The organism is Lachnoclostridium sp. An138 (assembly GCF_002160765.1).
Taxonomy (GTDB): domain Bacteria; phylum Bacillota; class Clostridia; order Lachnospirales; family Lachnospiraceae; genus Laedolimicola; species Laedolimicola faecalis.
The window spans coordinates 21,132-40,596 of the sequence record NZ_NFLF01000024.1 but is presented as its reverse complement, the minus strand read 5'-3'; the positions used below and the strand labels follow the sequence as shown (position 1 = coordinate 40,596).

Sequence of the window (19,465 nt, the reverse complement as noted above, 5' to 3'; positions counted from 1 at the left end):
AAAATTGAAACACATAGGGAAAATACCTCTTGCATATATTGTAGCAGTATATATGGAAGGGGTATTTTTATGGACAAAAGTTCCGAATATAACCTGTACAGGGACATTCAGTCCCGGACGGGAGGCGAGATTTATCTGGGGGTGGTAGGACCGGTGCGCACCGGAAAATCCACGTTTATCAAGCGGTTCATGGATCTCTGCGTGCTGCCGGGCATCGAGGATGAGCACGCCCGGACCCGGGCCAGGGATGAGCTGCCTCAGTCAGCGGCGGGGAAGACAATTATGACCACGGAGCCCAAATTCATACCCAAAGAGGCCGCGGCCGTGAGAATTTCCGATGATGTGGAAGTGCGGGTCCGCATGATCGACTGCGTGGGCTTTATGGTGACGGGAAGCGAGGGTCATATCGAGGACGGAGCAGAGCGGATGGTGAAGACGCCCTGGTTTGATTATGAGATTCCCTTCTCCCAGGCTGCGGAGCTGGGAACGCAGAAGGTCATTACAGATCACGCTACCATCGGAATCGTGGTGACCTGTGACGGCTCCTTTGGGGAGATTCCCAGAGAGAATTACATAGAACCGGAAGAGCGGACTGTGGCAGAGTTAAAGAAGCTGGGAAAGCCTTTTATCATTCTGCTGAATTCAGAAAAACCATACAGCGAGGCTGTGCGGATTCAGGCGGAGCAGATGGAAGAAAAATACGGAGTTTCCGTTCTGCCGGTGAACTGCGAACAGCTGAAAAAGGAGGATATCACCAGGATTCTGGAGCAGATTCTCTATGAGTTTCCCCTGGCGAAGCTGGAATTTTATGTTCCCAAATGGGTGGAAATGCTTCCTGTGGAGCATAAAATCAAGCAGGATATTATCGGGAGCATCCGGCAGATTTCAGAGCGGATCAGCACGATCCGGGAACTTAGGGCAGAAAATCTCCAGACAGAAAGTCCGTATATTGAGCGGGTCAAACTGGACGCGATCCATATGGACAGCGGCTGCGGCCAGGTAACGCTGGAAATTGATGAGAAGTATTATTATGAATTGTTAAGTGAGCTGACCGGAAGCGAGATCCTGGGAGAATATGAGCTGATTGCCCTGATCCGGGAGCTGTCCCGCATGAAGCAGGAATATGAAAAGGTGGGATCAGCTGTGGCTTCTGTCCGTCAGAAGGGATACGGGGTGGTTCTGCCGGATCAGTCAGAGATCACGCTGGAAGAGCCGGAGATAATCCACCAGGGCAATAAATTTGGCGTAAAGATTCGTTCTGTCGCGCCCAGCATCCATATGATACGGGCAAACATCGAGACAGAGATTGCCCCCATCGTAGGCAGTGAGGAGCAGGCACAGGATCTGATCCGCTTCCTCAAAGACAGCGGCAGTTCGGAGGCGGGAATCTGGAACACGAATATTTTCGGAAAGTCCGTGGAAGAACTGGTGGAGGATGGCATCCGGAGCAAAATCTATCAGATTGGAGACGAGAGCCAGGCAAAGCTGCAGGAAACCATGCAGAAGATTGTGAACGAGAGCAGCGGCGGCCTGGTCTGCATCATTATTTGAAGCCACAGGAGCCGGCGCACAGGGAACCATATTGTCCCTTGTGCGCCGGCTCCTGTGCAGCTGTAGATAATTCTTGATTTCGGTCTGAAATCAAAATTTCCCGGAAACAAAATAATGCGGAAATATGAAAAAGGGATTTTCATTGTCATTTTCCGGCACAGCGGCTATAATAAAATCAGCAGCAGAGGTCCGTTTTTCATATTTCCCCGGAAGGAGGAAGAAATGTGAAAAATGGGCCGGATAACACAAAGATCCATGACAATGGCGCGAAGCTTATTTTTGATGATCCCATTCTGTGCGCGCAGTTTCTGCGCGGCTATACGGACATGTGCATTATGACATGGCGTTTAAGCTGCTGCGCTACACGGTCATGGTGCTGACGGATTACGAAAGAGAAGAGGAAAAGAAGAGGCCGGGCATTACCAGGACAAAAGAATTCAGGTATCCGCCGATTATTCCCATCGTATACTATGAAGGGACGAGCCAGTGGACGGCAGTAAGGCATTTTAAAGAGAGGGTATACCTGAATGAGGTCCTGGGGAAGTACATCCCTGATTTTGAGTATCTTGTAGTGCCGATAGCTTCTTATACGAATGGGGAACTGATAGAAAAGAAAGACGAGCTGTCGCTGATTATGCTTATCAACAAGCTGCGAAATTCCGGGGATTTCAAAACCTTGAAGGAGATTCCGGCAGAGTATTTTGAAGAACTTTCGGAAAAGACGCCGCAGTATCTGCTGGAGCTGATCGGGAAAATCATAGCAGTCTTTCTTTACCGCCTGAATGTGCCCCGCAGGGAAGTGGAGCAGTTCACGGATCAGATCAAAGGAGGCGAATTTCAGATGCTGTTTGACAGTTTTGAAGCGTATGATGTACAGGAGACCAGAAGGATAAGCAAAGCAGAAGGAAAAGCAGAAGGAAAAGCGGAAGATATCCTGGAGCTTCTTTCCGAACTGGGGACCGCTCCGGAAGAGCTCTGCAGGACGATTCAGGAAACAACAGATTTGGAAAAGCTGAAGAGCTGGCTGAAGCTGGCGGCAAAAGCGGAAAACATCGGACAATTCAGAGAAGAGGCCGGAATTTAAACAGGAAATTAAGAAGAAAGATAAGAGGGAACATAAGACAAGAGAATTGGTACCCTCAGTTGACAAAAGGCGCGAGTGTCCTTGGCAACTGAGGGTACGGATATTTATAAGAATAACTAATGAATATTTATAGGAAATCCGAAAGAGTGAAAATCGGTTCCATTACATGGACTTTTCTCAGATTCTGTGCTACCATAGAAGGGTATTTCTGATCGCCGGAAGAATTTGAAGCTGTGTAAAGTTTTGAATTCCGCGGCAGATCGGACAACCTGCAAATCCCCGAAAGGGGCGAGAAAACTAGGAGGGTTATGTAATGGAGAAATTCTTCAAACTCAAAGAGAACGGCACGTCTGTTTCCACTGAGATTATGGCGGGACTCACCACATTCTTTGCGATGTCCTACATCATTGTGGTCAATCCCAGCATTCTGTCCCAGTCCGGCATGGAGTGGGGAGCTGTGTTCCTTGCTACGATCATTGCTTCTATCATTGGAACCCTGGTTATGGGTCTGGTGGCGAACGTTCCCTACGCGCAGGCACCCGGTATGGGCCTGAACGCGTTCTTTGTTTATACCGTATGCTTCGGACTTGGGTTTACCTGGCAGCAGGCGCTGTCCATGGTATTCATCTGCGGTGTGGTAAATATCCTGATCACTGTGACAAAGGTTCGGAAATACATTATCAAATCGATTCCGACAGGTCTGCAGAACGCAATCGGCGGCGGTATCGGCATCTTTGTAGCGTATATCGGACTTCTGAACGTGGGAATCATCACTTTTGACAGCGGCGTTCCCGCTTTGGCTACACTGAATCAGCCGGCATTCTGGGTATTTATCATTGGCCTGATTCTGACGATTGTGCTTCTTGTATGCAACGTAAAGGGAGCAATCCTGATTGCGATTATTGCGACTACCCTGATTGGTATTCCCTTTGGAGTAACATCTCCCCAGGATACCACAAGCTTTTCTGAGGCATGCGCGGCTCTGCCGACCACATTCCTTGCCATTTTCAAGGAAGGCGGCATCGGAACCCTGTTTTCTGATCCGGCCAAGATTCCGCTGGTGCTGATCACGATTTTCTCATTCAGCATCACAGATACCTTTGACACCATCGGAACCTTTATCGGAACCGGACGCCGCAGCGGTATCTTCAGCGCTGAGGATGAGGAGATGATGGAGAACAGCGCAGGCTTCAAATCCAGACTGGACAAGGCTCTGTTCGCGGATGCGACAGCTACTTCCATCGGAGCTCTGTTCGGAACTTCCAACACTACAACCTTCGTGGAGAGCGCTTCCGGTATCGGAGCGGGAGGACGCACCGGTCTTACCTCTGTAGTAGTAGCTATCTGTTTTGCGCTTTCCGCCTTCCTTGCCACCTTTGTAAGCGCGGTTCCCTTCGCGGCGACTGCTCCTGCTCTTGTGGCGGTAGGTATCATGATGACTTCTTCCTTCAGAGAGATTAACTGGGAAGATCTCAGCGAGGCGATTCCGGCATTCTTTGCAGGCTTTGTGATGGCTCTGTGCTACAGTATTTCCTATGGTATTGCCACAGGCTTCATTTTCTACTGTATCGTAAAGATCTGCAAGAAGGAGACAAAAGAGATTCATCCGATTCTCTGGGTATGCACCTTCCTGTTTGTGCTGAATTTTGTTCTGCTGGCGCTGCTGTAAAGGGCGGAAGACAGGTTGCATTCCTGAAGGCTATCAGGTAAAATAGGATAGAACATCAAAGGGGGACACACCGGCTGGTGTGTCCCCCTTTTCTGATCCGCAGAATCCGGACCGGGAAGCCGCAGGACTTTGCGGCGCTTCAGAATCCCGGACGGAGCAGAAAGAAAAGTCAGAAAAGAAGCGCTTGGAGGTTTATAAGTATGCTTGTAAAAATTTATACAGACGGGGCAGCCAGAGGAAATCCGGACGGTCCGGGAGGCTACGGAGTAATTCTGACCTGTGAGGACGCGAAAGGACAGCTCCATGTGCGGGAGTACAGCCAGGGCTATAAACGGACGACGAACAACCGGATGGAACTGATGGCTGTGATTGTGGGGCTGGAAGCCCTGAACCGCCCCTGCCAGGTGGAGGTGTATTCGGATTCGAAATATGTGACGGACGCCTTTAATAAGCACTGGGTGGAGGGATGGCTGAAAAAGAACTGGAGGGGAAGCTCTGGACCCGTGAAAAATGTGGATCTCTGGAAACGGCTTCTGAAGGCAAAGGAGCCTCATCAGGTGAAATTTATCTGGGTCAAAGGCCATGACGGACATGAGCAGAACGAGAGGTGTGATTTTCTGGCCACATCGGCTGCGGATGGCACAGAGCTTATCGAGGATGAGGGGCTGGAGGCATAAAAATACCTCTTGAGGAAATCTATATCTTGTGCTAGTATAGAAATTACACAACTATATCTATGGATTGGAGTGGGGAAAGAAATGGATGAAAAAGAGTGGCTGGGGGCAGAAAACCAGCTGGGAATCGACATTTGGAAGAAGAAATACTGCTTTGAGAATGAAAATTTTGAAGAGTGGATTACGCGTATCAGCGGAGGAAACCAGGAGGCAGCGAGGCTGATTAAGGAAAAGAAGTTTCTGTTTGGCGGCAGGATTCTGTCCAACCGGGGACTTCAGAGTCATGGAAAGAAGATCAGCCTGTCCAACTGCTATGTGATTACGCCGCCGGAAGATAATATCGAAAGTATTTTCAACTGCGCCACGAAGCTTGCGCGGACCTACAGCTACGGCGGCGGCTGCGGCATCGATATTTCGGGCTTAAGTCCCAGAGGAGCCACGATCAATAACGCGGCCAAGGAGACCAGCGGGGCTGTGTCGTTTATGGAACTCTATTCCCTTGTAACGAGCCTCATCGGGCAGAACGGAAGACGGGGCGCTCTGATGATATCCATTGACTGTTCCCATCCGGATGTGGAAGAATTCGTAGATTTGAAGACAGATCTGAATAAGGTGACAAAGGCCAATATCTCCGTCCGGGTCAGCAATGAGTTTATGGAGGCGGTAAAGGAAAACAGGCCTTTCACCCTTCACTATACCAGGGAAGAGACAGGACAGAAGATAGAAAAGAAGATTATGGCCCGGGATCTGTTCCATCACCTGGCGGAGACAAACTGGGATTACGCGGAGCCGGGAGCTCTGTTCTGGGATCGGATTAAAGAGTGGAATCTGCTCTCCAATACGAAGTCCTTCTCCTATGCGGGCGTAAATCCCTGCGCGGAAGAGCCGCTGCCCGCAGGCGGAAGCTGTCTTCTGGGCAGCATGAATCTGTCGGAATTTGTGCAGAATCCTTTTGAGGATAACGCTTATTTTGATTTCGCTTTGTTTAAGGACTGCGTGAAGATTTGTGTGAAAGCTCTTAATGAGGTCCTGGACGAGGGGCTGCCTCTGCATCCCTTAAAGGAGCAGCAGGAGAGCGTGGCAGACTGGCGGCAGATCGGCCTTGGGATCATGGGGCTGGCGGACATGCTGCTGAAGCTGGGCCTCACCTATGGAGAAGCGGAAGCGGTGGAGATTTGTGACCGCATAGGATTTGCCATGGCGGATACTGCCATTGAGACTTCTGCGCTCCTGGCTAAGGAGGAAGGAGCCTTCCCCAGGTGCAATGTGGAAGAAATCATGGAGACGCCCTATTTCCTGCACAATACCACTGAGCGTACCCGGGAGCTGGTGCAGAAATACGGACTGCGTAATTCCCAGCTGCTGACGATTGCGCCCACGGGAACTTTGTCTACCATGCTTGGTATTTCCGGCGGCATCGAGCCTATTTATGCCAATTATTATGAGAGAAAGACGGAATCCCTGCACGGAAGTGACGTTTACTATAAAGTGTACACTCCGATTGTGGAGCGGTATATGAAAGACCATAAGATAAAAGACGAAGGAAGTCTGCCGGATTTCTTTGTGACAGCCATGACGCTGGATTACCGGCAGCGGATCGATATGCAGTCCGTATGGCAGGAGCATATCGACGCGTCCATCAGTTCCACGGTGAATGTACCCAATTCCTTTACGGTAGAGGAGACAGAGCGCCTGTATCTTTATGCTTATGAAAGAGGCCTGAAAGGAATCACCATTTTCCGCGACGGCTGTAAACGGGTGGGAATCTTAAGCACAGATAAGAAAAAGGGCGTGGCCGCAGGAGAAGGCCTTGGCCGGGGCGAGATCATCAAAGTGAACGATGATGTGCTGGGAAAGAAGAGAAAGCTCATTACAGGCTGCGGAAGCCTGCACTGTATCGCCCTGTTTGATCCCCATACAGGCGCCCTTCTTGAGATATACCTGAGCAAAGGGTCTACGGGCGGCTGCAATAACTTTATGATTGGCCTGTCCCGTATGATTTCCATCAGCGCCCGGGGCGGCATAGATATCTATACCATCATTGACCAGCTGAATTCCACAGGCTCCTGTCCTTCCTATACGGTGCGCAGGGCCACAAAGGGGGATACCAGCAAGGGGTCCTGCTGTCCCATGGCGGTAGGAAACGCGCTTCTGGATATGTACCTGGAGGTACAGGAGGAGCTGAAGGAGCGAAGAATCAAAGAGGGCGGAGAGGCAAAGCCGGTGCCGAAGCCCAAAGCCGTGGCCGAAAAGAAGGCGAAGGTGGTATGTCCCGAGTGCGGGGAGCCCTTAAGCTTTGAGGGCGGCTGCAATATTTGCAAAAACTGCGGATGGAGTAAATGCTCCTGAGCGGCAAAGGAGAGATGAATGCGGGCATTTCTGAAATATCTGGCAAGAGGAGTTCTTCTGTGCGCGGGACTGCTTGTTCTCAGTCTGTCAGTCTGCCTGGCAGCAGGGCTTTTCTGGATTCCAGAGGCCGGTGAAAGCGACGCGGAGATTCCGAAGGTATACGTAATTGAACCGAAGGAAGAGGAACAGGCAGGAGGGGAAACGCAGACTGCGGAAAATACAGCGGAACAGGGGACGGAATCTCCGGCCGCCGGGAAAACGGAAGGCGGGGAGGGAACAGCCGCGTCTGCCGGCGCGGATGCGGGGGCAGACAGCAGGACAGACAGCGGCGCAGGTCCCGTAAAGATGCTTTTTGCGGGAGATCTGTTTCTTACGGATCTGCTTCAGACGAAATACAGCCAGCAGGGAATTTCAGCCGCGGCCTCAGAAGGGCTTCTTTCTGCGCTCCGGGAAGCGGATATTTTCATGCTGAACCAGGAATTTCCTTTCGGAACGACCGGAGAAGCCATGGCGGAAAAGGAATACACTTTTCGGGTGGACCCGGGTTATATTTCCGTGCTTTCGGATCTGAGCGTGGATATTGTGACGCTTGCCAATAACCACATGCTGGATTTTGGGCGCAGTCCCCTTACAGAGACCCTGAATACCCTTGACGGCGCGGGAATCGCCCATGTGGGAGCCGGAGAAAACCTGGAGGAAGCAAAAGCGCTGAAAACCTTTGAAGTAAACGGCAGAACCATCGGGTTTCTGGGAGCCAGCCGGGTGATCCCCGAGTATTCCTGGAATGCATCGTCCAGTACATCGGGACTCTTTACTACTTACGACGCGTCAGCGCTGGTGGAACAGATCAAAAAAGCCGAGGAAAGCTGTGATTTTACGGTGGTTTACGTGCACTGGGGCGTGGAGAGAAGCACGCAGCCGGAAGAATATCAGAGGACCCTGGCGAAACAGTATATCGATGCAGGAGCTGACGCTGTGATAGGAGCGCATCCCCACGTGCTCCAGGGGATCGAATACTATCAGGGAAAGCCGGTTTTTTACAGCCTTGGAAATTTTATTTTTAACAACGGCACCTACGAGAGTATGCTGGTGGAGCTGACTTTCGGGGAAAACGGAACGGAGATCCGCCTGATTCCCTGCGTCAGTGAAGCAAACCGCATGCGGCTGCTGGAAGAGGATGAGACGGAAGCTTTTTATCGGAATATGGAAGGCCTTTCCTCCGGCATTTCGATCGACAGCGGGGGAAGAGTCAGCCGGCAGACGGATGCAGATGTTTCAGGAGAATGAAGAAGCAAAGAACCAATGAAACAGAGAAACAGCGCGGCGGAGCGGCAGAATAACAAAATAACAGAGTAACAAAAAATAGAGCAACAGGAGGAATTGGTTATGCTGGATACAGGAATAAAAGCACCGGACTTTACACTGCCGGATCAGAATGGAGAGATGCGCAGCCTTTCTGATTACGCAGGAAAGAAAGTGATTCTTTATTTTTACCCGAAGGATAATACGCCGGGATGCACAAGGCAGGCCTGCGGCTTTTCTGAACTGCGGCCTCAGTTTGAGGAAAAGGGCGCGGTGATTCTGGGAGTCAGCAGGGATTCCGTGGCTTCCCATAAACGGTTTGAAGAGAAACAGGGCCTTTCCTTTACGCTTCTTTCCGATCCGGAGCTGAAGGTGATACAGGCTTACGATGTATGGAAAGAGAAGAAAAATTACGGGAAGGTATCCATGGGCGTGGTGCGGACCACTTACCTGATTGATGAAAAAGGAATGATTGTCAAAGCCTTCGATAAGGTAAAGGCGGCGGAAAATCCGGCGCAGATGCTGGAGGAGCTTTCATGAGGGTGATTATCTCGCCTGCGAAGAAAATGAATGTGGATACGGATACGCTGGCGCCTCAGGGGGTGCCGGCGTTTCTGGATAAGACGGAAGAACTGCTGGCCCGTATGCGGGAACTGTCCTACGAGGAAGCGAAGAAGCTCTGGGGATGCAATGAAAAGCTGGCACGTCAGAATTTTGAACGGTTCCGGACCATGGATCTGCGCCGGAATCTGACACCGGCCATCCTCTCCTATGAGGGAATCCAGTATCAGTATATGGCTCCTGCTGTCTTTGAAGAGGAGATGCTGTCCTGGGTGCAGAGCCATCTGCGGATTCTGTCCGGCTTTTACGGGGTCTTAAAGCCCATGGATGGCGTAACGCCCTACCGGCTGGAGATGCAGGCCAGGCTTTCGGCAGGCGGCAGCAGAGATCTCTATGACTTCTGGGGAAGCAGAATCTGTGAAGAGATCTGTGCGGGAGACGCAGATTCCGGAGAGCCTGCCGGGGTTATCATAAATCTGGCGTCAAAGGAGTACTCCCGTTGTGTGGAGCGGTTTTTAAGGCCGGAGACGCATTTTATCACCTGCATTTTCGGAGAGTGGTCCGGGGGAAAGATCGCGCAGAAAGGCACCTACGCCAAGATGGCCAGAGGAGAAATGGTGCGCTTTCTGGCGGAACGCCGGGCGGAGAGCCCGGAGGAAGCAAAGAAATTTGACCGGCTGGGCTATGTGTTTGACGAGGAACATTCCGATAATACAAGCTGGGTGTTTATCAGGACGGAGGAATAACCATGCCACCATGCGCCTTATGCCCCCGCAGCTGCCGCGCCGACCGCGCTGCGGGACAGCGAGGCTATTGCGGAGCAGCGGGAACAAAGATAAAATGTGCCAGAGCAGCGCTTCATATGTGGGAGGAACCCTGCATTTCGGGAAAGCAGGGCTCCGGCACTGTATTTTTCAGCGGCTGTCCCTTGAGGTGCGTATACTGCCAGAACAGGGATATCGCCCGGGCCGGGGCAGGAAAGGATATCACGCCGGAACGGCTTTCTGAAATCTTTCTGGAGCTTCAGGAGAAGGGCGCGGCGAATATCAATCTGGTGACGCCCACACATTATACGCCGGAGATTGTGCGGGCATTGAAGCAGGCGTTTGTTCTGGGCCTGAAGCTGCCCATCGTGTATAACTGCAGCGGATATGAGAAGGTGGAAACGCTGCAGATGCTGGAAGGAATTGTAGATATCTATCTGACAGACTTCAAATATATGGAAGCGGAGACCGCGGCCCGCTATTCCAACGCGCCGGATTATCCGCAGACTGCGCAGGAGGCACTTCGGGAAATGGTGCGTCAGATGGGCGGAAAAGAAGCGGAGTTCGATGAAGAAGGCATGATGAAGCGGGGAGTGATTGTCCGGCATCTTCTCCTTCCCGGCCACCTGAAAAACGCAAAAGAAGTGGTAAGATATGTGTATGAGACTTATGGAAATCAGGTATATATAAGCCTTATGAATCAGTACACGCCGCTTCCGGGCATGGAGAAATGGCCGGAATTGAACCGGAAAGTGACGAAACGGGAATATGAGCGTCTGCTTGATTTCGCCGTAGAGCTGGGAGTGGAAAACGGTTTTATTCAGGAAGGCGGGACAGCAGAGGAAAGCTTTATTCCGGCATTTGACTGTGAAGGCATCTGAAGAACAGAAGAATCTCAGGAGACAGGAAAAAGCGAGCGGTAAAAAGAGTGTTAAAAGGGCGCTAAGAGATTCTCCCGAAATTCTCAAATGAATTGACACGACAGGGCAAATATGCTATCATTTCTGGTAGAAAAAGAGAGACTTTTGGCGAAGGTGTCAGAAGTCTCGATTTGTGTAAACGATAAGGAGGAAAGGAAATGGAATTTCTATGGGAGGGGCTTTTGTCCATCACCTGGCAGCAGGCTGTGATGTATCTGGTGGGAATCCTGCTGATTTACCTTGCGATTAAGAAGGACTATGAGCCCGCGCTTCTGCTTCCGATGGGATTTGGAGCCATTCTGGTGAATCTGCCGCTGTCCGGTGTGATTAACCAGGAGATGGAAGGCATCGGAGTGGTAAATGGTATTATTGAATGGCTGTTTAATGTAGGCATTGACGCGTCTGAGGCGCTTCCGATTCTGCTGTTTATCGGTATCGGAGCGATGATTGACTTCGGACCGCTGTTGTCTATGCCGTCTATGTTCCTGTTCGGCGCAGGCGCGCAGTTTGGTATCTTCTTCGCGATCTGCGTGGCAGTGCTGCTGGGCTTTGACCTGAAGGACGCTGCTTCTATCGGTATTATCGGAGCCGCGGACGGACCGACCTCGATTCTGGTGTCTCAGGTACTGCATTCCAATTATGTGGGACCCATTGCGGTGGCGGCCTATTCCTATATGGCCCTGGTTCCTATCGTACAGCCCTTTGCGATTCGTCTTGTCACCACCAAGAAGGAACGCCGGATTCACATGGATTATAAACCGGGAACCGTTTCCCAGAAGATGAAGATTGCGTTCCCGATCCTTGTTACGTTTCTGGTAGGTCTGGTATCTCCCCAGTCCGTTGCCCTGGTAGGCTTCCTGATGTTCGGAAATCTGCTGCGTGAGTGCGGTGTGCTTGGAAACCTGTCTGATACGGCTCAGAACGTGCTGGCCAATCTGATCACCCTGCTTCTGGGAATTACGATTTCCTTCAGTATGCGTGCGGAAGCTTTCGTGAACTTTGACACACTTCTGATCATGCTGCTTGGTCTGGTTGCTTTCGTTTTTGACAGTATCGGCGGAGTGCTTCTTGCGAAGTTCCTGAACCTGTTCCGCAAGAAAAAAATCAACCCGATGATCGGAGCTGCCGGGATTTCCGCGTTCCCGATGTCGGCCCGTGTCGTTCAGAAGATGGCGATGGAAGAAGATCCGACAAACGTGATTCTGATGCATGCCATCGGCGCGAACGTATCCGGCCAGATTGCTTCCGTTATCGCCGGAGGTCTTGTCATCAGCCTTGTGGCTGCTTATCTGTAGGAGGTGCGCATTAAGATGGGTGATTTTATCATTGCACTGGAAATTATGTTAAAGGGAATGGCCGGAATTTTCGTAGTAATCGGCATTCTGACACTTCTTGTAATGCTCATGGGAAAGATTTCCGGTCCTAAGAAAAAGGAAGATGAGCAGGCATGAGAAGAAGTGACAGAGAGATTCGGGATTTTGATGAAATTCTTGAAGTCATGAAAAAATGCGACGTCTGCCGGATTGCCATGCAGGGCGATGAATATCCCTATGTGATTCCGCTCAATTTCGGCATGGCGGTGGATGGACAGCAGGTAGTCCTGTATTTCCACGGGGCGCAGACAGGCATGAAATATGAGCTGCTTTCAAAAAATAATAAGGTCTGCTTTGAGATGGACTGCGGCCATATGCTCTTTACGGATATGGAAAAGGGAAACTGCACCATGTGCTATGAAAGCGTAATTGGGTATGGCGCTGTGGAGGATGTGCCGGAGGAAGAAAAAAGAGAAGCTCTCGATATTCTGATGGAGCACTATCCGGTTCCGGCCGGTTTCCATTATAACGAAGCCGTGGTGGCCCAGACACGAGTGCTGAAGCTGACCGTTGAGTCCATGACTGGAAAGCGGCGGGAGAAAAAATAGAGAGAAATCTCAGAAGATGTAAACTGCGATGCAGTATACAGAGGTAATATGCAAGTAATATACGGGGCGTTCTGAACATCAGATTCAGAACGCCCTGGTTTTATATCCGTGTGGCCGGAGCATCCCGGTTTTCTGACAGGTCTGCCAGGTGGGAGAGATCTTCCGCCAGCATGGCTCAATAGCATTTTTCGCAGGGAGTCAGTCCTCTGGCCAGAGCCTCGTCAAGGGTGGCCTCATAATAAGTGCCGTTTCCGCATTTATGAGTGTGATACTTGCTGCCTGTCCGGGTGACCAGCACCGTCTGAGAGTTTGCCACTCCGGAATCGGCAGAGGAAGAAGCAGAAGAGGAAGAGCTTTCGCTTATGGAATCAGTGGAAGCCGTGCCGGAAGAAGTTTCTCTTCTGGAATTCCGGGCTTCCTCAAGCTCGTCCTGTGTCTGTTCCAGTTCGCTTTGTGCCTGAGCCAGCTGCTGCTGTGTTTCTTCCAGAGCTGCTTTTGTATCGCTTAGTTCCGTTTCTTTTTGCTCCAGAAGAGCCTGCGTCTCTGCGAGCGCTTCATCGACAGCGGCCTGTATCTGTGAATCTATTTCCGCGGAAGCGGCTTCTGCGGCGTCAGGAGCCTCAATTTCCAGAACGACAATGTTGCTGACTGCGGAACTGTCTGCGGATTTGACGCAGACGGCGGCAGTTCCCGGCGTATCCTTTGCAGTGACGATAAGTTCATTTTGCTGCGGTCCTTTTTGAACATCGATAAGAGAATCGTCATAAATAAAGGTCAGACCATCCAGAGAAGCGTCTGCGGGTGTGGCTTCCAGGCTGAGACTTACGGATTCGTTCGTGGCAAGCGGTTCATCGGGCGCCCCGGAAAGAACGAGAGAGCCGGGAGACTGGGAGGGCAGCAGGGACGAGGCTGCGATCGCCAGAAACCAGATACCAAACACGACAGAGACGGGCCATTTTATCCACTTATGCCACTGAGGTTTGTACTTCCACATCAGATAGCAGCCCGCAGGGAAAAAGACAAGAAGGAGAAGAATAATCCATCCTGTTTTTTGATACCATTTCATAAAGATTCCTCCTCTTTTGTAAAATAAGTCTGAACAGACAGTTTTTCTGCTCAGGATAATTTATACTGATTATACCAGAAAACCCCTGAACAGTCTATGAGATTTGAAATTTTTTACAGAAAGAATCTGAAAGAAATCGGAAGCGGCGGGAACAGGAAATACTCATTGCAGGCAGGGCGGGCTTATGCTATCGTAGAACGAGAGGAAATCTTTCAGCGGGCAGGGAGCTTCCTGCCGCTGAAGAGACAGAACAGGAGAACAAAACATGTCAAAAATACTGCTGGTAGAAGACGATAAAGACATTATAGAAAATTTGAGCGCCGTGCTGCGGGCGGAGGGCTTTCAGGTCCGCGCGGAAGAGGGGCAGAAGGAGGCTCTTCAGGCTGTGGAGGAAGAAAGCTTCGATCTGCTTCTTCTGGACGTATCCTTAAAAAACGGCAATGGCTTTTCGGTCTGCTCGGCGGTGAAGGCGGTTTCAGACATCCCCGTGATTTTCCTGACGGCTTCCGGGGATGAGTTCAGTGTCGTCACAGGGCTGGAGCTGGGAGCCGAGGATTATGTGAGCAAGCCCTTCCGACCCCGTGAGCTGGTGTCCCGGATTCGAAGCGTGCTGCGCCGCTGCGGAAAGAGCCAGGCGGTGCTGGAGATTGAGGACCTGAGAGTGGATACAGTGCGTGCCGCAGTCACAAAAGACGGACAGGACTGCCTTCTGACAGCGCTGGAGTACCGGCTTCTGCTGTTTTTCCTGAATCATAAGGGAATGGTGCTCTCCAGGGGCAGACTTCTGGAAGAGATCTGGGATGCGGCCGGAGAATTTGTGAATGATAATACACTGACTGTCTATATCAAGAGGCTGCGGGAAAAGATCGAGACCGATCCCCAGAACCCGACGATTATCCGGACGGTACGGGGCCTGGGATACAGACTCGGGGAATAGCAAGATCAGAGGATGAAAGAGACGGGAGGAAATGGTGATGCGTTATCTGCGGAATCCGGAGCTGAAACGGCAGCTTCTTTTTTCACTGGCATTTTGGGCGGCAGCCGTATGTCTGGCTTTGCTCTTTCTGCCCGGAGGGGTTGTCTGCGCGGTTTTTCTGGGAGCGGCCGGCCTTGTGCAGCTTCTTTTCTGGACAGCTTTTACCGTCCGCCGCTACCGCCGGCTGGAGGAGCTGGCCGCCGAAGCGGACCGGCTTCTTCATGGGGAACGCTCTCTGGATCTCAGACAGTATGAAGAAGGGGAGCTTGCGATTCTGGCAAATGAGCTCGAGAAGTTGATTTCCAGGCTTCAGGAGCAGTCGCAGCGGCTGCAGAAAGAAAAGGTCTACCTGAGCGATTCGCTGGCGGATATCTCCCATCAGCTCCGCACGCCCCTGACCTCTCTGAACCTGCTTCTGGCAAGGCTGCCCGGTGAGACGGACGAGGAGAACAGGAGGCGTCTGGTCTATGAGGCGGGACAGCTTCTGGAGCGCACCAGCTGGCTGGTGGAAGCTTTGCTGAAAATCGCGCGGATTGACGCGGGAACGGCAGTTTTCGCGCAGAACCGGGTGGACGCGTCAGGCCTTGTGCAGGCGGCGCTGGAGCCCTTTGGGATTCCCATGGAGATCCGCGGGCAGGAGACGGAGCTGAAGCTGCAGGAGGGGGCGGTTTTTTCGGGCGACGCAGACTGGAGCGCCGAGGCTCTTGGGAATATTGTGAAAAACTGTCTGGAGCATGCGGGAGAGGGCGGCAGGCTGTGGATCAGAACGCAGGAAAATAATCTGTATACAGAGTTTGTCATAGAGGACAACGGCCCGGGCATCGATCCGGAGGATCTTCCCCACCTGTTTGAACGGTTTTACAGGGGAAAACAGTCCTTTGGCACGGGCGTGGGCATTGGCCTTGCCCTGGCGCGGATGATTGTAAACGCCCAGAACGGAATGATTAAGGCGGAGAACCGCCCGGAGGGCGGAGCGCGGTTCACCTTACGCTTCTATAAAGGAATTGTATAGCGCCGGCGCAGGAGAACGGGGCGGTATGCCCCTTCTACACTGCGCCGGCGTTTTGGAAAGTGACAATATTGTTAGTTTCAAGTCACTGGAGCGTCACCTGCTCCTGTTATACTTATCCTGAAAAACATCACTGGAGGGAGCAGTATGGAAGTTTTAAAGGCAGATCATCTGTCCAAGATTTACGGCTCAGGAGAAAATGAGGTCCGGGCTTTGGACGATGTATCTTTTTACATTCAGCAGGGAGAGTTCGTGGCGATCATCGGACCGTCCGGATCAGGCAAATCGACGCTTCTTCACATTCTGGGAGGTGTGGATCGACCCACATCCGGGAAGGTATATCTGGACGGAAAGGATATCTATGGGCAGAACGAAGAGCAGCTTGCCATATTCCGGAGACGGGAGGTGGGGCTTGTCTATCAGTTCTACAATTTGATTCCGGTACTGGACGTGGAGGAAAATATCACGCTTCCGGTGCTGATGGACGGCCGTCCGGTTAATAAAGAACGGCTGGAGGAGCTGCTTACGCTTCTCGGCCTCTCAGACCGCAGGAAGCATCTTCCGAACCAGCTTTCCGGCGGCCAGCAGCAGAGAGTGTCCATCGGGCGGGCGCTCATGAATGCCCCGGCCCTCGTTCTCGCGGATGAGCCCACAGGAAATTTGGACTCAAAGAACAGCCAGGAGATCATGGAGCTTTTAAAGCTGTCCAACCGGAAATTCGGCCAGACTCTGGTTATGATTACCCACGATGAAAATCTGGCTCTGCAGGCGGACCGGATCATGGTGATGGAGGACGGAAGGATTGCCAGAGACGAGGTGATCCGCCGATGAAAAATGTATTTACTAATGTGACCTGGAAGACCCTGAAAAAGAACCGGACGCGGACGCTGGTTACCATCATCGGCATCCTGCTGGCGGCAGCCATGCTCACAGCGGTCACGACCTTCATTTCAAGTCTCCGGCAGTATATGATTCGGGTATCCATTGAGGACCAGGGAAACTGGTACGGGGCGGCATTCCAGGTTCCGGCGGGGAAGCTTTCAGAGCTCTCAGAGGATGAGGAAGTGACAGGTCTTGCAGCCTGGCAGGAGCTGGGCTATGCCTTCTTTGAGAATCTGGATGAGGAAGAACTGAATGCTTACCGGACGCCCTACCTCTATGTGGCCGGTCTGGGAGAGGGATTTACGGATATGATGCCGATTGTGCTCACGGAAGGGCGGATGCCGGAGAACAGTCGGGAGATTGTGATTTCCCACTGGGCGGTGAACTGGGGGCTTCTCGATGTAAAGATCGGCGATACACTGACTCTGGAGCTGGGCAGCAGGACGCTGGACGGGGAGACTCTGGGTCCTTACAATCCGCTTATCTATGCGGATGAGCGAAACGATCGTATCCGGGTCCTGGAAGAATTTGTCCCTGCCGGGACGCGGGAATATACGGTGGTGGGTATGATTGAGACGCCTGCGTTTATGGACAGCAGCACCCATCCGGCTTTGTACAGCCTGACGGTCATGGATGAAAACCCGGCTGCGGACGCTTCCTACAGCTGCTTTATCCGGACGAAACATGCTTCGGATATCTACCGTTTTACAGACGAGAAGCTGTCCGGCTGTGAGCGTACCTACAATTCAGAGCTTCTCCGCTATCTGGGATCTTCCCGGAACAGACCTTATATGCGGATGCTGTACGGGCTGGCGGCGATTCTGACCGCACTGATTATGACAGGCGGCATTTCGCTGGTGTACAATTCTTTTGCGATTTCCGTCAGCGACCGGACGAAGCAGTTTGGCCTTCTGTCTTCGGTGGGCGCTACGCCAAAGCAGCTTCGGGGCATGGTATTCCGGGAAGCCCTGCTTCTGGGCGCCATAGGGATTCCTCTGGGAATCGGGGCGGGAATCCTAGGAATCGGTGTGACGCTTCACTTTACAGGAAGTTACTTTGTCTACCTTATGTACAGCGATTCGGTGGTCATGAGCCTTCATGTATCCTGGACTGCGGTGGGAATCGCGGCTCTGACGGCGCTTGTGACAGTCCTGGTGTCTGCCTGGGTTCCGGCCAGACGCGCGGCCGGGATACCGCCCATAGAGGCGGTCCGGCAGGCCAAAGACATCAGAAAACCGTCGAAACAGACCCGTTTTTCCCGGCGGAACGGCTCTGTCCGCAGCAGATTTTCTTACCGGCTGTTCGGGCTTCCCGCCATGGTGGCGGGCAGGCATTTTGCCAGAGAAAAAAGGCAGTACCGGGTTACGATTTTTTCGCTGTTTATCAGTATTGTGCTTTTTATCTCTGCCAGCTCCTTTTCTTCGTATATCCGGAGAAGTGTGTTTGATATCAGCAGTGTGCCGGATTACGATATTCAGGTTCATCTGGAAAAGGAGATGCAGAGCCTGGCCGGAGAGATTTCCCGGACGGAGGGAGTCGGCGCGGCGCTGGATACGGCCTGGGTTTATACAGATTCGCTGGTGTCCGTGGAGGATATGACAGAGCAGGGGCTGGCCATGTATGAGGCGGAAGCCGGAGCGCCGGCAGCGGAAGAGTGGGAACCGGAGACAGAATCCGGCGGGACTGCAGACAGGTCTGAAGACACCGGGGCAGAAGAGAAGGCGTCGCTCTCCACAAGCGTCCTGATTCTGAAGGACGCGGATTATGAAACATGGATGTCCAGGCAGGGAATGGATACGGCGGGGACAGGAGTAAAAGATTTTCCGTCTGTGATGGCTTATGACAGGACCCAGAGCTATGACGCGGCAGCGGACAGATACCAGAGCTTTCGAATTCTGGAAAATGAAAATGCGGAAATTACGCTTCTTTTGACAGATTCCGATGCCTGGGTGGCGGCCATGGAAGCGGCAGAGGCGGCGGGTGGTTCCGAAGAGGATGTTCCGATGGAGGATTATCAGCAGTCTGTGCGGCTCCGGGTGGAAGGTTTTGCGGAACAGGGGCCCATGAATCTGCTTGCGGGGAATTCCGGGTTTTATCTTATTATGCCGGAAAGCGTTTTCCGCGCCGCCGCAGGAGATAAAGCAGACGTATATCTGGCGCGCAGGACCCTGTACCTGCAGGCGGAGGATCACCAGGCTGTGACGGAGCGCATCCAGAAACTGGCGGATGAAAAGGAAGACGCGGACAGAGCTTATATGTTTGTATATGACAGCAGGCAGGCTCTGAATACAGAAAGAAACATGCTTCTGACGATAGATATCTTTTCCTATGGATTTATTGCGCTGATTTCCCTGATAGCGGCGGCCAATGTGTTCAATACCATTTCCACAGCCTTTCTTCTGCGGCGCAGAGAATTTGCGGTACTTTCGTCTGTGGGAATGACGCCGAGGGAGATGAACCGGATGCTGAACTTTGAGTGCCTGCTGTACGGAGCAAAGGCGCTGCTATATGGAATTCCCGTATCTCTGCTTGTGACCTGGGAGATTTACCGGGTGGTGTCAGACAGCATATATACAGATTTTTATGTCCCGGCGCTGAGTATTCTGATCGCTGTCTTCAGTGTGTTTGCGGTGGTTTTTGCTGCGATGCTGTATGCCAGAGGCAGGATGAAGCACGAGAATATCATAGACAGTATCCGGCAGGAGAGCCTGTAAGCCGTGAAATGTCCGAACACGGA

Annotated in this window: 17 protein-coding genes; 16 read left to right on the top strand and 1 reads right to left on the bottom strand. The window is 52.1% G+C overall.

The features are described 5' to 3' along the window. Positions 1–69 precede the first annotated feature (69 nt). From spoIVA to B5E82_RS15390, 12 genes are all read left to right on the top strand, one after another. Positions 70–1,551, top strand: a complete 1,482-nt coding sequence (gene spoIVA / locus B5E82_RS15445) for a stage IV sporulation protein A (protein WP_087308434.1) — start codon at positions 70–72, stop codon at positions 1,549–1,551. A 340-nt stretch (positions 1,552–1,891) separates the two neighbouring features. Next, complete coding sequence (locus tag B5E82_RS15440; protein ID WP_087308433.1) at positions 1,892–2,635, top strand: Rpn family recombination-promoting nuclease/putative transposase; 744 nt, start codon at positions 1,892–1,894, stop codon at positions 2,633–2,635. A gap of 313 nt (positions 2,636–2,948) precedes the next feature. After that, the gene (locus tag B5E82_RS15435; RefSeq protein ID WP_087308432.1) at positions 2,949–4,304 is read left to right on the top strand and encodes an NCS2 family permease; all 1,356 of its coding nucleotides are present in this window, start codon (positions 2,949–2,951) and stop codon (positions 4,302–4,304) included. Positions 4,305–4,504: 200 nt separating this feature from the next. Beyond that, entirely contained in the window at positions 4,505–4,981 is a 477-nt protein-coding gene (gene rnhA, locus B5E82_RS15430; RefSeq protein WP_087308446.1) for a ribonuclease HI, read from the top strand. A gap of 81 nt (positions 4,982–5,062) precedes the next feature. Then, a complete protein-coding gene (locus tag B5E82_RS15425; RefSeq protein ID WP_087308431.1) occupies positions 5,063–7,327 on the top strand; it encodes an adenosylcobalamin-dependent ribonucleoside-diphosphate reductase in 2,265 nt (754 codons plus the stop codon). A gap of 18 nt (positions 7,328–7,345) precedes the next feature. After that, positions 7,346–8,614 carry a CapA family protein gene (locus B5E82_RS15420; RefSeq protein WP_087308430.1) on the top strand — a complete coding sequence of 423 codons (1,269 nt, stop codon included), beginning with the start codon at positions 7,346–7,348 and terminating at the stop codon, positions 8,612–8,614. A 99-nt stretch (positions 8,615–8,713) separates the two neighbouring features. After that, entirely contained in the window at positions 8,714–9,169 is a 456-nt protein-coding gene (gene bcp / locus B5E82_RS15415) for a thioredoxin-dependent thiol peroxidase (protein ID WP_087308429.1), read from the top strand. Continuing rightward, positions 9,166–9,936, top strand: a complete 771-nt coding sequence (gene yaaA, locus B5E82_RS15410) for a peroxide stress protein YaaA (RefSeq protein ID WP_087308428.1) — start codon at positions 9,166–9,168, stop codon at positions 9,934–9,936. The genes bcp and yaaA overlap by 4 nt, the downstream gene beginning before the upstream one ends. 2 nt (positions 9,937–9,938) lie before the next feature. Next, the gene (locus B5E82_RS15405) at positions 9,939–10,835 is read left to right on the top strand and encodes a radical SAM protein (RefSeq protein ID WP_087308427.1); all 897 of its coding nucleotides are present in this window, start codon (positions 9,939–9,941) and stop codon (positions 10,833–10,835) included. 197 nt (positions 10,836–11,032) lie between these two features. Continuing rightward, positions 11,033–12,169 (top strand): sodium ion-translocating decarboxylase subunit beta, encoded by a 1,137-nt coding sequence (locus B5E82_RS15400; RefSeq protein WP_087308426.1) that lies wholly within the window; start codon positions 11,033–11,035, stop codon positions 12,167–12,169. A gap of 15 nt (positions 12,170–12,184) precedes the next feature. Then, entirely contained in the window at positions 12,185–12,325 is a 141-nt protein-coding gene (locus B5E82_RS18230) for an OadG-related small transporter subunit (protein WP_087308425.1), read from the top strand. Continuing rightward, the gene (locus B5E82_RS15390; RefSeq protein WP_087308424.1) at positions 12,322–12,795 is read left to right on the top strand and encodes a pyridoxamine 5'-phosphate oxidase family protein; all 474 of its coding nucleotides are present in this window, start codon (positions 12,322–12,324) and stop codon (positions 12,793–12,795) included. Before B5E82_RS18230 ends, B5E82_RS15390 begins: the two co-directional genes overlap by 4 nt. A 175-nt stretch (positions 12,796–12,970) precedes the next feature. On the opposite strand, the gene B5E82_RS15385 is transcribed toward B5E82_RS15390, so the two are convergent. Further along, complete coding sequence (locus B5E82_RS15385) at positions 12,971–13,861, bottom strand: hypothetical protein (protein WP_087308423.1); 891 nt, start codon at positions 13,859–13,861, stop codon at positions 12,971–12,973. 265 nt (positions 13,862–14,126) lie between these two features. On the opposite strand from B5E82_RS15385, the gene B5E82_RS15380 reads away from it, so the two are divergent. From B5E82_RS15380 to B5E82_RS15365, 4 genes are all read left to right on the top strand, one after another. Continuing rightward, positions 14,127–14,798, top strand: coding sequence for a response regulator transcription factor (locus tag B5E82_RS15380; RefSeq protein WP_087308422.1), 672 nt, complete (start codon positions 14,127–14,129; stop codon positions 14,796–14,798). A gap of 37 nt (positions 14,799–14,835) precedes the next feature. Further along, entirely contained in the window at positions 14,836–15,849 is a 1,014-nt protein-coding gene (locus B5E82_RS15375) for a sensor histidine kinase (protein ID WP_162610800.1), read from the top strand. A 144-nt stretch (positions 15,850–15,993) separates the two neighbouring features. Beyond that, complete coding sequence (locus B5E82_RS15370) at positions 15,994–16,677, top strand: ABC transporter ATP-binding protein (RefSeq protein ID WP_087308420.1); 684 nt, start codon at positions 15,994–15,996, stop codon at positions 16,675–16,677. Continuing rightward, a complete protein-coding gene (locus B5E82_RS15365) occupies positions 16,674–19,442 on the top strand; it encodes an ABC transporter permease (RefSeq protein WP_087308419.1) in 2,769 nt (922 codons plus the stop codon). Before B5E82_RS15370 ends, B5E82_RS15365 begins: the two co-directional genes overlap by 4 nt. Positions 19,443–19,465: the final 23 nt, after the last annotated feature.